The organism is Desertihabitans brevis (genome assembly GCF_003327535.1).
Taxonomy (GTDB): Bacteria; Actinomycetota; Actinomycetes; order Propionibacteriales; family Propionibacteriaceae; genus Desertihabitans; species Desertihabitans brevis.
The window spans coordinates 196,067-212,555 of sequence record NZ_QOUI01000001.1 but is presented as its reverse complement, the minus strand read 5'-3'; the positions used below and the strand labels follow the sequence as shown (position 1 = coordinate 212,555).

14 protein-coding genes are annotated in these 16,489 nt (G+C 73.3%); 11 read left to right on the top strand and 3 right to left on the bottom strand.

Going from position 1 to position 16,489, the window contains the following annotated elements; translation table 11 throughout:
* Positions 1-45 precede the first annotated feature (45 nt).
* A complete protein-coding gene (gene glgP, locus DT076_RS00940; RefSeq protein ID WP_114124776.1) occupies positions 46-2,595 on the bottom strand; it encodes an alpha-glucan family phosphorylase in 2,550 nt (849 codons plus the stop codon).
* A gap of 143 nt (positions 2,596-2,738) precedes the next feature.
* Here glgP and DT076_RS00935 point away from each other — a divergent pair, with 143 nt between their 5' ends.
* Genes DT076_RS00935 through DT076_RS00920 form a run of 4 tightly spaced genes read left to right on the top strand, consistent with a single transcriptional unit; the run spans position 2,739 to position 9,267 of the window.
* The gene (locus DT076_RS00935) at positions 2,739-4,931 is read left to right on the top strand and encodes an alpha-1,4-glucan--maltose-1-phosphate maltosyltransferase (protein ID WP_407642694.1); all 2,193 of its coding nucleotides are present in this window, start codon (positions 2,739-2,741) and stop codon (positions 4,929-4,931) included.
* Complete coding sequence (locus tag DT076_RS00930) at positions 4,928-6,343, top strand: maltokinase N-terminal cap-like domain-containing protein (RefSeq protein WP_114124774.1); 1,416 nt, start codon at positions 4,928-4,930, stop codon at positions 6,341-6,343. The genes DT076_RS00935 and DT076_RS00930 overlap by 4 nt, the downstream gene beginning before the upstream one ends.
* Positions 6,327-8,471 carry a 1,4-alpha-glucan branching protein GlgB gene (gene glgB, locus DT076_RS00925; RefSeq protein ID WP_114124773.1) on the top strand — a complete coding sequence of 715 codons (2,145 nt, stop codon included), beginning with the start codon at positions 6,327-6,329 and terminating at the stop codon, positions 8,469-8,471. Before DT076_RS00930 ends, glgB begins: the two co-directional genes overlap by 17 nt.
* Positions 8,464-9,267, top strand: a complete 804-nt coding sequence (locus DT076_RS00920; RefSeq protein WP_114124772.1) for an NUDIX hydrolase — start codon at positions 8,464-8,466, stop codon at positions 9,265-9,267. Before glgB ends, DT076_RS00920 begins: the two co-directional genes overlap by 8 nt.
* 118 nt (positions 9,268-9,385) lie before the next feature.
* Here DT076_RS00920 and DT076_RS00910 read toward each other — a convergent pair whose 3' ends face one another.
* The gene (locus DT076_RS00910) at positions 9,386-9,739 is read right to left on the bottom strand and encodes an ArsR/SmtB family transcription factor (protein ID WP_114124771.1); all 354 of its coding nucleotides are present in this window, start codon (positions 9,737-9,739) and stop codon (positions 9,386-9,388) included.
* Positions 9,740-9,818: 79 nt separating this feature from the next.
* Here DT076_RS00910 and DT076_RS00905 point away from each other — a divergent pair, with 79 nt between their 5' ends.
* From DT076_RS00905 to DT076_RS00885, 5 genes are all read left to right on the top strand, one after another.
* On the top strand, positions 9,819-11,156 hold the full coding sequence (locus DT076_RS00905; protein ID WP_199538863.1) for an NAD(P)-binding domain-containing protein: 1,338 nt from the start codon (positions 9,819-9,821) through the stop codon (positions 11,154-11,156).
* Positions 11,157-11,331: 175 nt separating this feature from the next.
* Complete coding sequence (arsB, locus tag DT076_RS00900; RefSeq protein WP_114124770.1) at positions 11,332-12,444, top strand: ACR3 family arsenite efflux transporter; 1,113 nt, start codon at positions 11,332-11,334, stop codon at positions 12,442-12,444.
* Positions 12,441-13,451: a metalloregulator ArsR/SmtB family transcription factor gene (locus DT076_RS19780; protein ID WP_114124769.1), complete on the top strand. Its 1,011-nt coding sequence runs from the start codon at positions 12,441-12,443 to the stop codon at positions 13,449-13,451. Before arsB ends, DT076_RS19780 begins: the two co-directional genes overlap by 4 nt.
* Positions 13,452-13,475: 24 nt before the next feature.
* Positions 13,476-13,904, top strand: a complete 429-nt coding sequence (locus DT076_RS00890) for an arsenate reductase ArsC (RefSeq protein WP_114124768.1) — start codon at positions 13,476-13,478, stop codon at positions 13,902-13,904.
* Positions 13,905-13,928: 24 nt separating this feature from the next.
* Positions 13,929-14,336 carry an arsenate-mycothiol transferase ArsC gene (locus DT076_RS00885; RefSeq protein WP_114124767.1) on the top strand — a complete coding sequence of 136 codons (408 nt, stop codon included), beginning with the start codon at positions 13,929-13,931 and terminating at the stop codon, positions 14,334-14,336.
* A 95-nt stretch (positions 14,337-14,431) separates the two neighbouring features.
* Here DT076_RS00885 and DT076_RS00880 read toward each other — a convergent pair whose 3' ends face one another.
* On the bottom strand, positions 14,432-15,337 hold the full coding sequence (locus DT076_RS00880; protein ID WP_114124766.1) for a tetratricopeptide repeat protein: 906 nt from the start codon (positions 15,335-15,337) through the stop codon (positions 14,432-14,434).
* Between the two features lie 141 nt (positions 15,338-15,478).
* On the opposite strand from DT076_RS00880, the gene DT076_RS00875 reads away from it, so the two are divergent.
* Positions 15,479-15,757 (top strand): hypothetical protein, encoded by a 279-nt coding sequence (locus DT076_RS00875; RefSeq protein WP_114124765.1) that lies wholly within the window; start codon positions 15,479-15,481, stop codon positions 15,755-15,757.
* Positions 15,758-15,766: 9 nt separating this feature from the next.
* Positions 15,767-16,456, top strand: a complete 690-nt coding sequence (locus tag DT076_RS00870) for a phosphotransferase (protein ID WP_114124764.1) — start codon at positions 15,767-15,769, stop codon at positions 16,454-16,456.
* Positions 16,457-16,489 lie beyond the last annotated feature (33 nt).

The following is a 16,489-nucleotide window of genomic DNA, read 5'->3' as shown; positions in this document are numbered from 1 at the left end:
CGGGACCCTGACGCACGCAGGCGGCCGGGTCCCGGGAGGCAGCGCTCACTCCACCGGCAGCGCCGCCAGACCCATCTCGGCCGGGTGCGCGAGCGCTGCGTGCTTCGGCACCACCCGCACGGTGAACCCGCGCGACCCGGTCCGGCGGGCCTCCCGGCGCAGGGTGTAGCGCCACACCCCGTCACCGGACCCGGTGCGGCCGGTGAAGGCCTCGCTCTCGACGTCGGAGAGCTGGTCGTCGCCGTTGAGGTCGCCGAGCACCATCTGCACCTCGACGTCGTCGGGTCCCAGCCCGCCGAGCTGGACGTGGGCGACCACGTCCATCGTGCCGCCGACCTGCACGCTCTCCCCGCTCAGCGACTCCACGTGCAGCACCTTGACCGTCGGCCACTCCTCGCGCACCCGTCGCTTCCAGGCCGCGACCTCGGTGGCCGTCGCCGGCTCACCGGCCCGGGCGGAGACGGCGGCCGGGGCGTAGAGCTCGGTGACGTACTCGCGCACCATCCGCGAGGCGAGCACCTTCGGCCCGAGGATGGAGATGGTGTCGCGGATCAGCCGCACCCAGGCGGTCGGCACCTGGTGCACGTCCGTCTCGTAGAACCGCGGCACGATCTGGTGCTCGATGATCGAGTAGAGCGTCTGCGACTCCACCGCGTCGCGCTGCTCGGGGTCGCTGATCGACTCCGCCGAGGGGATGTCCCAGCCGCACCGCGGGTCGGACCACTCGTCCCACCAGCCGTCGCGGATGGACAGGTTGGCCGCCCCGTTGAGCGCCGCCTTCATGCCCGAGGTCCCGCAGGCCTCGAACGGGCGCAGCGGGTTGTTCATCCACACGTCGCAGCCCGGGTACAGCGTGCGCGCCATCGCGATGTCGTAGTCGGGCAGGAACACCAGCCGGTGCCGGACGTCCTCGCGGTCGGCGAAGCGGACCATCTCCTGGATGAGGCTCTTGCCCACGTCGTCGGCCGGGTGCGCCTTGCCCGCCACCACGATCTGGATCGGCGTGGTCGGGTGGTTGAGGAGCCGGATCAGCCGCTCGGGGTCGCGCAGCATCAGCGTCAGCCGCTTGTAGGACGCCCCCCGGCGGGCGAAGCCGAGGGTGAGCACCTTCGGGTCGAGGACGTCGTCGATCCACTCCGTCCCGCCGCCCAGCCCGCGGTCGGCGTGGCTGCGCCGCAGCCGCTCCCGCGCCATCGTCACCAGGTCGGCGCGCATCCGGCGCTTGATCGACCAGATCCGGTCGTCGTCGACCTGCTCCAGCCCCTCCCAGTCGCAACCGTCGAGGTCCTCCTCCTGCCCGGGCGGGCTGCCCAGCAGCTGCAACCAGGCCGGGTGCACCCAGGTCGGGTGGTGCACGCCGTTGGTCACCGAGCCGATCGGCACCTCGGTGGTGTCGAACCCGGGCCACAGCCCGTTGAACATCTCGCGCGACACCTCGCCGTGCAGCAGCGAGACCCCGTTGGCGCGCTGGCCGAGCCGGAAGCCCATCACCGCCATGTTGAACCGGGACGGGTCGCCGCCCTCGTAGTCCTCCGCACCCAGGGCCAGCACCCGCTCCACCGGCAGCGGGGCGAAGTCGGAGAACTGGTGGTGCACCATCGCCGCGTCGAACCGGTCGATGCCGGCCGGCACCGGGGTGTGGGTGGTGAAGACGTTGCCGGCCCGGGTGAGCTCCACCGCGGTGTCGAAGTCGGCACCGCCGTCCATGTACTCCCGGATCCGCTCCAGGCCCAGGAACCCGGCGTGGCCCTCGTTGGCGTGGTAGACCTCCGGCTCGGGGTGACCCGTGATCCGGCAGTACTCGCGCAGCGCCCGCACGCCGCCGATGCCCAGCAGCACCTCCTGCGCCAACCGGTGGTCCGCGCCGCCGCCGTAGAGCCGGTCGGTGACCGAGCGGTCGTACTCGCTGTTGACCTCGAGGTCGGAGTCCAGCATGAGCAGCGGGATCCGGCCCACCTGCGCGACCCAGACCTGGGCGGTGAGGGTGCGCCCGTGCAGCGGCACCTGCACGGTGACCGCGGCGCCGTCCTCGGTGAGCGCGGTGAGCGGCATCGCGCTCGGGTCGAGCAGCGGGTACCACTCCTGCTGCCAGCCCTCGGCGTTCAGCGACTGGCGGAAGTAGCCGTGCCGGTAGAGCAGGCCGACGCCGATGATCGGCACGCCCAGGTCGCTGGCGGCCTTGAGGTGGTCACCGGCGAGGATGCCCAGACCGCCGGAGTACTGCGGCAGCACCTCCGAGACACCGAACTCGGCCGAGAAGTAGCCGATCGCCCTGGGGGCCTCGGGGTGCTCGGCGGCGTACTGCTGGAACCACAGGTCGGCGCCGAGGTAGTCGCGCAGGTCGGCCTCGCACTGCGCCAGCTGGCGCACGAAGCGGCGGTCCTCGGCCAGCACCTCCAGCCGGCCGGGGTCGACCGAGGCGAGCAGCCGCAGCGGGTCGCGGCCGGTCCGCTCCCACAGCTCGGGGTCGACGGCGCGGAACAGGTCCTGGCTGGGCGTGTGCCAGAACCAGCGCAGGTTGCCGGCCAGCCGTCCCAGCGGCTGCAGCGGGTCGGGCAGCACGGGGTGGACGTTGAATCGTCGATAGGCGCGCACCCGTCGGAGCGTAGCGGCACCGGGCCCGCGCGCAGTGCGTCCCGGACGACCGGGAGGTGACGATCCGGTGACGGCAGGGACGCCCCTCGGCAGGGCGGTGGGGTGCCGCGTCGGCGGGCCGGACGGTGGCCTACGTTGGGCACGTGAGCGACCCGAGTGCGCAGCCCACCACCCCCCGCGGTCCCGGCCGGACCGCTCGACGCCAGCCCGCCGCCCACCCGGACGCGGGGGCGGCGCAGCCCCCGGCGCGCCAGGCCACCCCGACCGCCCCGGCCGCCTCCGTCGCGGCGGCACCGGCCGCGGCGCAGGCGCCGGCGCTCGGCGTCCCGATCGGCCGGATCCCCGTGGTCGCGGTCAGCCCGGTGGTCGAGGGCGGTCGCTACCCCGCCAAGGCCTCGGTCGGCGAGCGGTTCCCGGTGCGGGCCAAGGTGTTCCGCGAGGGCCACGACGCGGTCAACGCCTCGGTCATCCTCACCTCCCCCGACGGGGTGGAGACGCGGGTCGACATGACGGCGCTGCCGCCGGCCGGTCTGGACAACTGGGAGGCCTCGGTCGTCCTGGACGAGGTCGGCCCGTGGACCTTCCGGGTCGAGGGCTGGTCCGACCCGTGGCAGACCTGGGTGCACCACGCGGAGGCCAAGCTGCCGGTGGGCATGGACGTCGAGCTGGTCTGCCTGGAGGGCCAGCAGGTGCTCACCGCCGCAGCCGCGATCGCCGAGGCGGCCGGACGTCCGGGCGACGCCGCGCTGCTCACCGGGACGGCCACCGCGCTCACCCCCGACACCGCCCCCGAGGACCTGCTCGACATCGCACTCAGCCGCAGCGTCCGGCGGGCGATGGCCACCCACGGCCCACGCGAGCTGCTCTCCCCCACCCCGGACTACCCGGTCTTCTGCGACCGGCGGCGCGCGCTGTTCTCCGCCTGGTACGAGTTCTTCCCCCGCTCCCAGGGGGCGGTCTACGACGAGGAGCGCGAGCGCTGGGTGTCGGGCACCTTCGACTCCTCCCACGAGCGGCTCGAGGCGGCGGCGGCGATGGGCTTCGACATCGTCTACCTGCCGCCCATCCACCCGATCGGCACCGCCTTCCGCAAGGGCCCCAACAACACCCTCACCCCCGGCCCCGGCGACCCGGGCTCGCCGTGGGCGATCGGCTCGGCCGAGGGCGGCCACGACGCCATCCACCCCGACCTCGGCGGCTGGGACGACTTCGACCGGTTCGTGGCGAGGGCCACCGAGCTCGGGCTGGAGGTGGCCCTCGACCTCGCCCTGCAGGCCTCGCCCGACCACCCCTGGGTCACCGAGCACCCGGAGTGGTTCTCGCTGCGTCCCGACGGCACCATCGCCTACGCCGAGAACCCGCCCAAGAAGTACCAGGACATCTACCCGATCAACTTCGACCGCGACCCCGAGGGCATCTACGCCGAGGTGCTGCGGATCGTCCGGCTGTGGATGTCGCACGGCGTCCGGGTGTTCCGGGTCGACAACCCGCACACCAAGCCGGTCAACTTCTGGGCCTGGCTGCTCGCCGAGGTGCGGCGCACCGACCCCGACGTGATCTTCCTGGCCGAGGCCTTCACCAAGCCCGAGATGATGCGCACGCTGGGCAAGGTCGGCTACCAGCAGTCCTACACCTACTTCACCTGGCGCAACGAGAAGTGGGAGCTGGCGGAGTACCTGACCGAGGTGTCGCAGGAGACCGCGCACATCATGCGGCCCAACTTCTTCGTCAACACCCCCGACATCAACCCGACCTTCCTGCAGAGCGGGCTGGCCAGCGCCTTCACCATCCGCGCGGTGCTGGCGGCCACCATGTCACCGACCTGGGGGGTGTACTCCGGGTTCGAGCTGCTGGAGCACGAGCCGCTGCGTCAGGGCGGGGAGGAGTACCTGGACTCCGAGAAGTACCAGTACCGGCCCCGCGACTTCGACGCGCCCGGCAACCTCGGGCTGCTGCTCGGCCGGCTCAACGCCATCCGCCGGGCGCACCCGGCGCTGCAGCAGCTGCGCGACGTCACCCTGCAGCACGTCCCCGACGCCGAGATCTTCGCCTTCAGCAAGACCGCGACCACCTCGTCGGGCGACGACCACGTCGTCGTCGTCTGCAGCCTCAACCCCTACGTCACCCGGGAGAGCGAGGTCTACCTCGACCTTGCCGCGATGGGGCTGCCCGAGGACGCCGTGCTGGAGCTCGTCGACGAGCTGACCGGGGCCACCTACCACTGGGGAGCGCGCAACTTCGTCTCCCTCAGCCCGGCCGCCCCGGCGCACGTGCTCAGCGTCCGCGCCGTCAACGGCCAGTCGCTGGTGACCGGCGGCACGGGCGCGGGCCGATGAGCGAGCACGACCTCTTCGACCACATCTCCCGGGCCCGCTGGTTCGGGGGCAAGGGGCGCCACGCCGAGCTGGTGCGGGTCGACCCGCTGCCCTGGCTGACCGCACCCGGGGAGTGGCCGGCGGTGCGCGCCGAGATCGCCGAGATCGGCTACCCCGACGACGAGGTCGAGTTCTACCAGCTGCTGCTGTCCTACCGGCCGGCGGGCGGGGCGGCCGATCCCGCTGCGCTGGGCACCGACGAGCTGCCCGACCTGGGGCCGGTCGTCCGCTCCGACGCCACCCGCGACCCCGAGGCGATGACCGCCCTGCTGCGGGCGGTGGTCGAGCAGCGCGAGGCCGCCAGCGAGACCGCCACGCTGCGCTGCCGCACCGTCGAGGACCACCCCCTGACGCCCGCCCTGGCGCCGCGGCTGTTCGGCGGCGAGCAGTCCAACACCTCGGTGATGTACGGCGACGTCGCGATGGTCAAGGCCTTCCGCCGACTGGGGACCGGGGCCAATCTCGACATCGAGGTGCACCGCGCCCTGGCCGGCGACGAGCGCGCCCGGGCGGCCCGTCTGCACGGCTGGATCGAGGCGGAGTGGCAGTCCGGTCGCCGCCGGCACTCCGCCGACCTGGCGATGGTGGTCGAGCAGCTGCGCGAGGCCGCCGACGGCTGGGAGCTGGCCCTGGACGCGTGCACCGCCGGCCGCGACTTCAGCACCGAGGCCGAGGCCCTCGGCCTCGCCCTGCGCGGGGTGCACGAGGCGCTCGGCGACCACTTCCCGCGCGGGTCGGTCTCGGGTGAGGCGCTGGCCCGCACGATGGGCCGCCGGCTGCAGGCCGCCGCCCGGGAGACCGTCGAGCTGCTGCCGACCGCGGACGCGGTGCAGGCGCTGTTCGACCGGGTCCGACCGCTGACGGTGCCCACCCAGCGGGTGCACGGCGACTTCCACCTCGGCCAGACCCTGCACACCGCCGACGGCTGGAAGATCATCGACTTCGAGGGCGAGCCGTTGAAGAGCCTGGACGAGCGCCGCGAGCCGGACTCGCCCTGGCGCGATGTGGCCGGCATCCTCCGCTCGTTCGACTACGCCGCCGGCAGCGCGGCCGCCGCGGCCGCGGCCGCCGCCAACGACGGGCAGGTGCCGCCCGAGACCGCGGCGGCCACCCAGCGGTGGGCGGCGGGCTGCACCGCCGCCTTCCTGCGCGGCTACGGCTCCGGCTCGGCGCTGGCGGCCGAGGAGGAGACGCTGCTGCAGGCCTACGTCGCCGACAAGGCGGTGTACGAGGTGGTCTACGAGGTACGCAACCGTCCGGCCTGGGTAGGGATCCCCCTGCGGGCGATCGAGCGGCTGGTCGCCGACGACGAGGCGCCCGCAGCGAGACGACACGACGACCGGAGAGGACCGCTGAATGGCATTCGACCCTGAGGGTGGCCTGCGCGGCTGGGACTTCGAGGGCTTCCACCACGGGCACGACACCGAGGTCTGGCGCCGGCTCGGCGCGCACCCGATCACGGTGGCCGACGACGAGCGGGGCTCGGTGGACGGCACCCGGTTCTCGGTCTGGGCGCCCAACGCCCAGCGCGTCCAGGTGATCGCCGACTTCAACTACTGGTCCGGCGACGAGATGCGGATGATCCCCGGGTCGGGCATCTGGGCCACCTTCATCGAGGGGGTCGGCCCGGGCGCGGTCTACAAGTTCCGCATCCAGGGCGCCGACGGGGTCTGGCGCGACAAGGCCGACCCGATGGCCCAGCAGGCCGAGGGGCTGCCCTCCACCGGCTCGATCGTGCACCGCAGCGGCTACGAGTGGGGCGACGCGGAGTGGCTGGAGCGGCGGGCGTCCGCGCGGGCCCACGCCGAGGCGATGAGCATCTACGAGGTCCACCTGCCGTCCTGGCGGCCGGGGAACACCTACGCCGAGCTGGCCGACCAGCTGGTCGAGTACGTCACCTGGCAGGGGTTCACCCACGTCGAGCTGATCGGGCTGGCCCACCACCCGTTCCTGGGATCCTGGGGCTACCAGGTGACCGGCTACTTCGCCCCGTTCGCCTCGATGGGCTCCCCCGACGACCTGCGCTACCTGATCGACCGGCTGCACCAGGCCGGTATCGGGGTGATCATGGACTGGGTCCCCGGGCACTTCGCGATGGACGAGTGGGCGCTGGCCAACTTCGACGGCAAGCCGCTGTACGAGCACCCCGACCCCCGTCGCGGGATCCACCTGGACTGGGGCACCTACATCTTCGACTTCGGCCGCAGCGAGGTGAAGTCGTTCCTGCTCTCCAGCGCGCTGTTCTGGGTCGACCAGTTCCACGTCGACGGGCTGCGGGTGGACGCCGTCGCCTCGATGCTCTACCTCGACTACTCCCGCACCGACTGGCTGCCCAACCAGTACGGCGGTCGAGAGAACCTGGAGGCCATCGAGCTGCTGCAGACGGTCAACAAGCACCTCTACCAGCGGGTGCCCGGTGTCATCACCGTGGCGGAGGAGTCGACGTCCTGGCCGGGCGTGACCCGTCCCGTGCACGAGGGCGGGCTCGGCTTCGGCTTCAAGTGGAACATGGGCTGGATGAACGACTCGCTGCGCTACCTGGGCCGCGAGCCGATCCACCGCCAGCACCACCACTCCGAGATCACCTTCGGGCTGGTCTACGCGTTCTCGGAGAACTTCGTGCTGCCGATCAGCCACGACGAGGTCGTCCACGGCAAGGGCTCGATGCTGGGCAAGGTGCCCGGGGACGACTGGCGCAAGTTCGCCACCCTGCGGGCCTTCTACGCCCTGCAGTGGTCCCACCCCGGCAAGCAGCTGCTGTTCGCCGGATGCGAGTTCGGCCAGCGCACGGAGTTCAGCGAGGACCGTGGGCCGGACTGGCTGGCCTCGGGCCACTGGGGCCACCGGGGCCTGCAGAACCTCGTCCGCGACCTCAACCGGGTCTACCGGGAGCACCCGGCCTTGTGGGAGCTCGACAACGACCACCGTGGTTTCCAGTGGATCGAGGCCGACGACGCGGGTGGCAACGTCTTCTCCTTCCTGCGTCGCGACCAGCACGGCCAGCAGGTGGCGTGCGTCATCAACTTCTCCCCCGAGCCGCGGCGGGACTACCGGATCGGGCTGCCGGCCGAGGGCCGGTGGCGGGAGGTGCTCAACACCGACGCCGAGTTCTACGACGGCACGGGCCAGTTCGGCAACCTCGGGGCGGTGACGGCCACCGAGGTCGGCTCGCACGGGTTCCCGGCCAGCGCCGCGGTGACGGTGCCGCCGCTGGGTGCGGTCTGGCTGGTGCACGACCCGGTCCTCAGCGTGACCGAGGGGACCGACGCCGTGGGCACCGGCGCCGAGGGGGCGCCGGCGCTGGAGGCGGGCGCCGCAGCTGGCGAGGGCCCGGCCGGGTCCGGCGCACCTGCCGGCTCGTCCGGCTCGTCGACCGGGTCCTCCGGGTCCTCGGGCGCGGCCCCGCGCCGGGCGGCGCGCACGAGCCCGGGTGCGGCCGAGGACGAGCACGGCGCGATCCCGCTGGGGCCGGGGTCGACCTCGGAGCCGGCGGGTGAGTGAGCCGACCGGTCCTCCGGCGCGTGAGCTGAAGATCCAGGTTCGCCGCGCCGACGGCGTGGGGACGCTGTCGTGGCGGCTGGCGACCAGCAGCGACGAGCTGGCCCGGGCGCTGAGTGCGGTCGGTGACGACGCGATCCTCGGCGGTGAGCTGCGCCGGCTGGAGGTCAGCCTGCCCGCCTCGGACCGGGTCGCCCGCCGGGCCGTGCTGCGGGCGGGGTTCCGTCAGGAGGGGGTGCGCCGGCTCGCGCTGCGGACCGGCGCGGACAGCTATGAGGACGTCGTGCTCTACGCCCGGCTGGCCAGCGACGTGGTGCACGGCGCCACCGGCTTCTCCGGGGTGATGAACTCCACGCTGCCGCGGACCCGGGTGATCGCGCACGTGCTGTTCCGCCGTGCCGACGGCCGCTTCCTGTTCTGCACCACCACCTTCAAGGAGGACTGGGAGCTGCCCGGCGGGGTGGTCGAGCCGCGCGAGTCGCCCCGGGCGGGCGCGGTCCGCGAGGTGCGCGAGGAGCTCGGCATCGACGTCACCCTCGGCCCGCTGCTGGCGGTGGACTGGCTGCCGCCGTGGCTCGGCTGGGACGACGCCGTCGAGCTCATCTTCGACGGCGGTGAGCTCGACGAGTCCCAGATCCGCAGCTTCCAGCTGGAGGCGCACGAGATCGCCGAGGTGCACTGGTGCACACCCGAGGAGGCCGCGCCGCACCTGCGCCCCGGCGCCGCCCGACGCCTGGCCGTGCTGGCCGCCTCGCCCGGCGGAACGCACTACCTCGAGGACGGCGCTCCCCCGGCCTGATCCCGCCCTGGTGGGCCGACCCGGCACGGTGTACCCGACGCTGCACCGGCTGGAGGCCGACGGCCTGCTGACCTGCGAGCCACGAGTCGCGGACGGGCGCACGCGCACCCTCTGCTGATCAGACAGCCAGGAGGGGGTCGAGTGCTCGTCTCGTGGCGGCGAGGGTCTCGGGGACGACGCGGTAGTAGGCCCACCTGCCCCGCTGCTGGCGGATCAGGACGCCCGCGTCGGTGAGCAGCTTGAGGTGGTGGGACACGGTGGGCTGGGACAACCCGAGCGGACCGGTCAGGTCGCACACACAGGCCTCGCCGTCGGCGGCGGCAGCGATGAGGGACACCAGCTTCACGCGGGCCGGGTCCGACAGTGCCTTGAACATGCTGGCCAGCCGGACGGCGGCCTCGTCGTCGAGGACCCCCCCGTCCAACGGCGAGCAGCAGCCGGCGACGTCGCTGGGGATCACTGGGCTGGTCACCCCTCCAGTGTGCAACACCCATTGACAGATGTCGATGGGAGGTTAGGCTCTCATCGAGATTCTTCGATAGGAGGCTGTGATGGTGCAGGACGAACTCCCCGTGGTCGTGGTCGGTGCCGGCCCGCAAGGGTTGGCGGCGGCAGCGCACCTGCTGGAGCGGGGACTGGAACCGCTGGTGCTCGAGGCCGGCGAGGTGCCGGCGGCCGCGGTGCGGGGGTGGGGCCACGTCCGGCTCTTCTCGCCGTGGACCGAGCTGGTCGACCCCGCCTCCGCCCGGCTCCTGGGCAGCACGGGCTGGCAGGCCCCTCCCGAGGGCTACCCGACCGGTGATGAGTGGGCCGACGGCTACCTGGCACCGCTGGCCGACGTCCTCGGGGCCCGGGTGCGGTACTCGACCCGGGTGGCAGGGGTGTCGCGCCGGGGTCGTGACCGGCTGGTGTCCGCGGGCCGGGCCGACCAGCCGTTCGTGGTGCACGTGGTCGACGCCGCGGGGGCGGAGTCCCGGCTCGAGGCGCGGGCGGTGATCGACGCCTCCGGCACCTGGGGCTCGCCGAACCCGGCCGGCGCGGACGGTCTGCCCGCGCTGGGTGAGCGGGCCGCCGCGCAGGCCGGCGTTCTGGGTCATCGGCCGCCGACCCCGGCCGAGGCGGCCGCCATGGGTGGGCGTCGGGTGGTCGTGGTGGGCAGTGGTCACTCCGCGCTGACGGCGGTGATCGGGCTGGGCGAGGTGGCCCGCACCGCCTCGGGGACCGAGGTGACCTGGGTGCTGCGCCGGGGCGTGGTCGGTGACACCTTCGGCGGCGGCCGCGCTGATGAGCTGGCCCAGCGCGGCCAGCTCGGCCTCCGGGCGAAGGCCGCGGTCGATGCCGGTCTGGTGCGCATGGTGACCGGGTTCCGGGTGGAGGCCGTCGACCGCGACGGCGACACCCTCACCCTGGTGGCCGAGGACGGGCGCCGCCTGGCAGCGGACAGGGCGGTGGTGCTGACCGGGTTCCGGCCCGACCTGTCGTTCCTGTCCGAGCTGCGCCTGGACCTGGATCCGGTGCTGCAGGCGCCTCGGGCGCTGGCGGCTGAGGTCGACCCGAACCTGCACTCCTGCGGCAGCGTGTCCCCGCACGGGGCGGCCGAGCTCGCCCAGCCCGAGCCGGGGCTGTACCTGGTGGGGATGAAGTCCTACGGGCGGGCGCCGACGTTCCTGGCCATGACCGGGTTCGAGCAGGTTCGCAGCGTCGCCGCCAAGCTCGCCGGAGACCATGGAGCCGCCGCCCGGGTGGAGCTCAGGCTCCCCGAGACCGGCGTCTGCGGCGGGTCGGGTCTGTTCGACGCACCTGAGCAGCCGGCCCCCGGCGGCGGGTGTTGCGGGTCCCCCGCCTCGACCGGGCCGGAGCTGGTCACCCTGGGCGCCCCCGGGGCGTGAGGGGGACCCGGGGCTCCGGCGGGCGCTGGCCCGTCGCGGCAGCGGCGGCGCTGCTGGGCTGGTTCAGCATGCCCTGCGAGGCTGCCCCGGTCGGACAGCACCGAGGACGACGGTCGCTCTTGTGCTGCTGGATCGACACGTGTCAACATAGAAGCCCGTCGATGTAGGAGGACCTGTGGCCGCCCAGGACACCGCACCCGCCCAGGTGGCGACCCGACGACTGTCGACGCTGGACCGGTGGTTGCCGCTGTGGATCGGGCTGGCCATGGTCGCCGGGCTGCTGCTCGGCCGCTCCATCCCCGGCCTCTCCGACGCACTCGCCGCCCTCGAGGTCGGCGGGATCTCGGTCCCGATCGCGATCGGGCTGCTGGTGATGATGTACCCGGTGCTGGCCAAGGTCCGCTACGACAAGGTCACCGCGGTCACCGGCGACAAGGGGCTCCTGGTCAGCTCACTGGCCCTCAACTGGGTGCTGGGGCCGGCGCTGATGTTCGCCCTGGCCTGGGTGTTCCTGCCCGACCTGCCGGAGTACCGCACCGGGCTGATCATCGTCGGCCTGGCCCGCTGCATCGCGATGGTGGTGATCTGGAACGACCTGGCCTGCGGTGACCGGGAGGCCGCCGCGGTGCTGGTGGCGATCAACTCGGTCTTCCAGGTCCTCGCCTTCTCCGTCCTGGGCTGGTTCTACCTCACCGTCCTCCCGGGCTGGCTCGGGCTGGACACCCAGGGCCTGGACGTGTCCATCGGCGAGATCGCGCTCAACGTGCTGGTCTTCCTCGGCGTCCCCCTGGTGGCCGGGTTCCTCTCCCGGTTCCTCGGCGAGCGCGCCCGCGGCCGGGACTGGTACGAGAGCAGCGTCGTCCCCAAGATCGGCCCCTGGGCCCTCTACGGGCTGCTGTTCACCATCGTGCTGCTCTTCGCCCTGCAGGGGGACCAGATCACCTCCCGACCCCTCGACGTCGTGCGGATCGCGGTCCCACTGCTGGTCTACTTCGCCGTGATGTGGTTCCTCGGACTGGCCCTCGGCCGGGTCCAGGGCCTCGGTTACGCCCGCTCCACCACGCTCGCCTTCACCGCCGCCGGCAACAACTTCGAGCTGGCCATCGCGGTTGCGATCGGCACCTTCGGTGCCACCTCCGGCCAGGCTCTCGCCGGCGTCGTCGGCCCGCTGATCGAGGTCCCGGTCCTGGTCGGGCTGGTCTACGTCTCGCTGTGGCTGGCCCGCCGCTGGTTCAAGACCGACCCCTTCCACCCAGAGTCAACGACGACGACGGAGGTCCGCTCATGACTGCACCCGTGGAGACCCGACCCCTCGAGGTCTGCGAACCCAGCCCCGACAGCCACGCCATGGCCCTGGACTCCGCCACCGCCCTGGCGGGGGTGCTGAAGGCGCTGGCCGACCCCGCCCGGCTGCGGATGCTGTCCCACCTGGCCACCAGCGAGGGCGGTGAGGCCTGCGTATGCGACCTGGCCGAGCTCACCGACGTGTCCCAGCCGACCGTCAGCCACCACCTCAAGGTCCTCAAGCGCGAGGGGATCGTGGAGTCCGACCGACGCGGCACCTGGGTCTGGTACCGCCTCACCCCGGGTTTGCGTCAGCCGGTCACCGACCTGCTGGACCGGCTGGCCCCGGCTGTCCTGACCGCGGTCCCGCAGACCTCCACCGCCCCGCTGCTGCACGCGGACCGGGCCCTGGACCACGTCATCGACGACCTCGCCCGCCGCTTCCCCCAGCTGTCCGTCGAGGTGGTGCAGCGCACCGTGCGCGAGTCCTACACCGGCCTCTCCCGCACCGCCACCGTCCGCTCCCACCTGATCTCCCTCACGGAGCGGTTCGCCCGCCAACGCCTCAGCGACCTGGGGCGGGACCGCGCCACCGCAGCCCCGCAGGTGCTGTTCGTCTGCGTCGCCAACGCCGGCCGGTCCCAGCTCGCGGCCGCGCTGGTGCACCACTACGCCGGTGACCGCGTCGTCGTCCGCTCCGCCGGCTCCTCCCCCGCCGGTGCCGTTCACAGCAACGTGGCTGGCCTGCTGGCCGACCTCGGCACCGAGTCCGCGGACGCCTTCCCCAAGCCCCTCACCGACGACGCCGTCCGCGCGGCCGACGTCGTCATCACCATGGGCTGCGGTGACGTCTGCCCCGTCGTCCCCGGCGTCCGCTACGAGGAGTGGGCCGTGGCCGATCCTGCCCTGGCCACCCCGGCCGCCCTGGCCGGCATCCGCGCCGACCTCGACCGCCGGGTCCGGGGCCTGCTGGCCGACCTGGTGCCCGAGCTCGACCTGCCCGTCCGCTGACCACCATCCATCCAGGAGCATCACGTGCCGGAATCCCGCCCTTCCGTCCTGTTCGTCTGCGTCCACAACGCCGGCCGGTCCCAGATGGCCGCAGGATTCGTCCGCGCCCTCTCCGGCGGCGCGGTCGAGGTCCGCTCCGCCGGCTCCATGCCCGCCGAGCAGATCAACCCGGCCGCGGTCGAGGCCATGGCCGAGGTCGGTGTCGACCTGCGCGGCCAGCAGCCCAAGGTCCTCACCGAGGACGCCGTGCACGCCTCCGACGTCGTCATCACCATGGGCTGCGGGGACGCCTGTCCCTACTACCCCGGCAAACGCTACGAGGACTGGCAGCTCGACGACCCCGCCGGTCAGGGCGTCGAGGCCGTCCGCCCCATCCGCGACGAGATCCGCCGTCGCGTCGAGGAGCTCCTCACCTCACTCGACGTCACCCCAGCCACCACCCCCGCACCCTGACCCCTCCCCACCAGGAGCCCCGGCATGTCCACACCCTCCGTCCTGTTCGTCTGCGTCAAGAACGGCGGCAAGTCCCAGATGGCGGCCGCCCTGATGCGCCACCTGGCCGGCGACTCCGTCACCGTCGCCTCAGCCGGCACCCGCCCCGGCAGCAAGCTCAACGCCGAGTCCGTCGCCTCCCTCGACGAGCTCGGTGTCACCACCGCCGGCGAGCACCCCAAGCCCGTGACCGCCGACCTGCTCGACGCCGCCGACCTGGTCGTCCTCCTCGGCACCGAGGCCCAGCTCGACGACCCCCGAGGCACCCCGGTCGAGGTGTGGGAGACCGACGAGCCCTCCTCACGGGGCGTCACCGGCATGGAACGGATGCGCCTGGTCCGCGACGACATCGCCCAGCGCGTCGAACAGCTGCACGCCCGCCTCACCTCCTGACCACACCGGCGGCCCGCTCGGAGCCCAGGCCGACATCGAGTGGCCCCGGCGACAGGAGATCCGAGCAGCCCCAGACACCACCGATCGGCGGAGGATCAGAAGAGCGCCGTCGTCAGCGCCCGCCGGGCCTTGAGGACCCGCGGGTCGTTGCCGCCCACCGTCGCGAACAGCGCCAGCAGACGCTTGCGGGCGGCCTCGCGCTCGTCGCCGGCGTGGTCACGGACGAAGGCGATGAGCCGCTCGAAGGCCTGCTCGGGGGTGCCGGTCACCACCTCGACGTCGGCGGCGGCCAGCTGGGCCTCGAGGTCGTCCGGCGCGGCGGCCGCGGCGGCGAGCACGGCCTGCGGGTCCGCGGCAGCGGTGCGCGCCAGCAGCCCCGCCTGCGCCTTCCCGGCCGCGGCCTCGGCGTCCTTGGGGTCGGCGGCCAGCAACTTGTCGAACTCGGCCTCCGCGGCGGCGAAGTCACCGCGCTCGAGCGCGGCGTCGGCGGCGGCGAAACGCGGATCCGGCTCGTCGGAGGTCTCGTCGGCGGCCCCACCGGCGACCGGCTCGGCGGTGCCGACCACACCGTTGGCCACCGCGGCCTGCAGCAGCTGGTCGAGGTAGGCCTGGATCTGCTGCTTGGGCTGGACGCCCTGGAACAGCGGCACCGGCTGGCCCATCAGCACGCCGATGACCATCGGCACCTGCTGGACGCCGAGGGCCTGGGCGATCTGGGTCTCGACATCCACGTTCACCCGGCCGACCAGGAACTTGCCGCCGGCCGCGTTCGCGAGGTCGGCGAGGTCCCGGCTGAGCACCTCGGCTCCCTGGGCTCGTGGGGAGTGGATCTCCAGCACCACCGGGTGCTGCTGGGACCTGCCCACCAGGTCGTTGAAGGTCTGCACCGTGACGTCGACCACGTAGGAGCGACCACCGGCGGACGCCCCCGCCGAGGAGGAGGGCGAGGCCAGCGTGGAGAGGTCGACGGCGCCGGGACGGTTGAAGCTGGAGGAGGTCATGGCGGCTGGGTGGTCCTTCGTCGCGTGCGGGACGACCGCGGGCAGCGGTCCGGTCAGCAGCCGAGACTACTGCCCTGCGGACCGCCGCGGGCGGGGCCGAAACCGGTGGCGCCCGAGGGCCGGCTCCACCACGATGGCCCGATGGCCCTGCAGCTGCCCGCCACCTACCTGCGCGGACGCCGGACGACCTGGCCGGAGGCACCGGCCGAGGTCCGCGATGTCGTCGGAGGCTGCCTCGGCGAGCCTGTGGTGGGCTGGCAGGACCGGGTCGGCGGCATGTCGGTCGGGCTCGCGACGGTGGTGCACGGGGCGACCCGCAGCGTCTTCGTCAAGGGCCTGGACGGCACCTCCAACCCCGAGGGCCAGGAGATCTACCGTCGGGAGGCCGCAGTCGAGGCACTGCTGCCGCGCGTGTCCTAGCGGCCCGCCCTGCTCGCCGCCGTCGAGGTCCCCACCCCCGGCGCGGAGTGGACCATCAACGTGTACCCGGCGGTGTCCGGCGAGCCGGTCCGCCACCCCTGGCGCGCCCACGACCTGCTGCGGGTGCTGGACGCCTGGCACGCGCTGACCCCGGCCTTCCACCGGGCGCCCGTGACCGACGGCGCGCAGGTGTCGCTGTTCTTCGAGGGCTGGCGCGAGGTGGTCGCCGATGTCGACGACCCCTGGCGGCCCCTGCTCGAGCCCTGGTCGGAGCGGCTGGCAGCGATGACGGCGGCGGTCGACGGCACCGCGGCGGACCCGCCCGTGCCCTCCCACATCGACCTGCGGGCCGACAACATCCTGCTCGACCAGAGCTCGGGTGAGGTCTGGTTCGTGGACTGGTCGCACCCGGGTCTGGCCGCGCCCTGGGCCGACCTGGCCATCCTCTTCGCCGACGTGGTGGCCTCCGGCGGCGACCGGGCCGACGGCGGCGACGTCGACGTGCTGCAGCTGTGGCGCTCCCACCCGGCCACCGCCGCGTTCGACCCGGAGTGGATGGTGACCGTGGTGGTCGCCCTGGCCGCCGCCCTGCACCTGCGTTCCCGTCGGCCGCCGCACCCGCTGTTCCCGCACCGGCGGGCCTGGGAGGCGGCGATGACCAGCGGCACCGAGCCGTTCCTGCGCCGGCACACCCGCTGACCCCCGGGACGCGGGCCGGAACGGCTGGGCCAG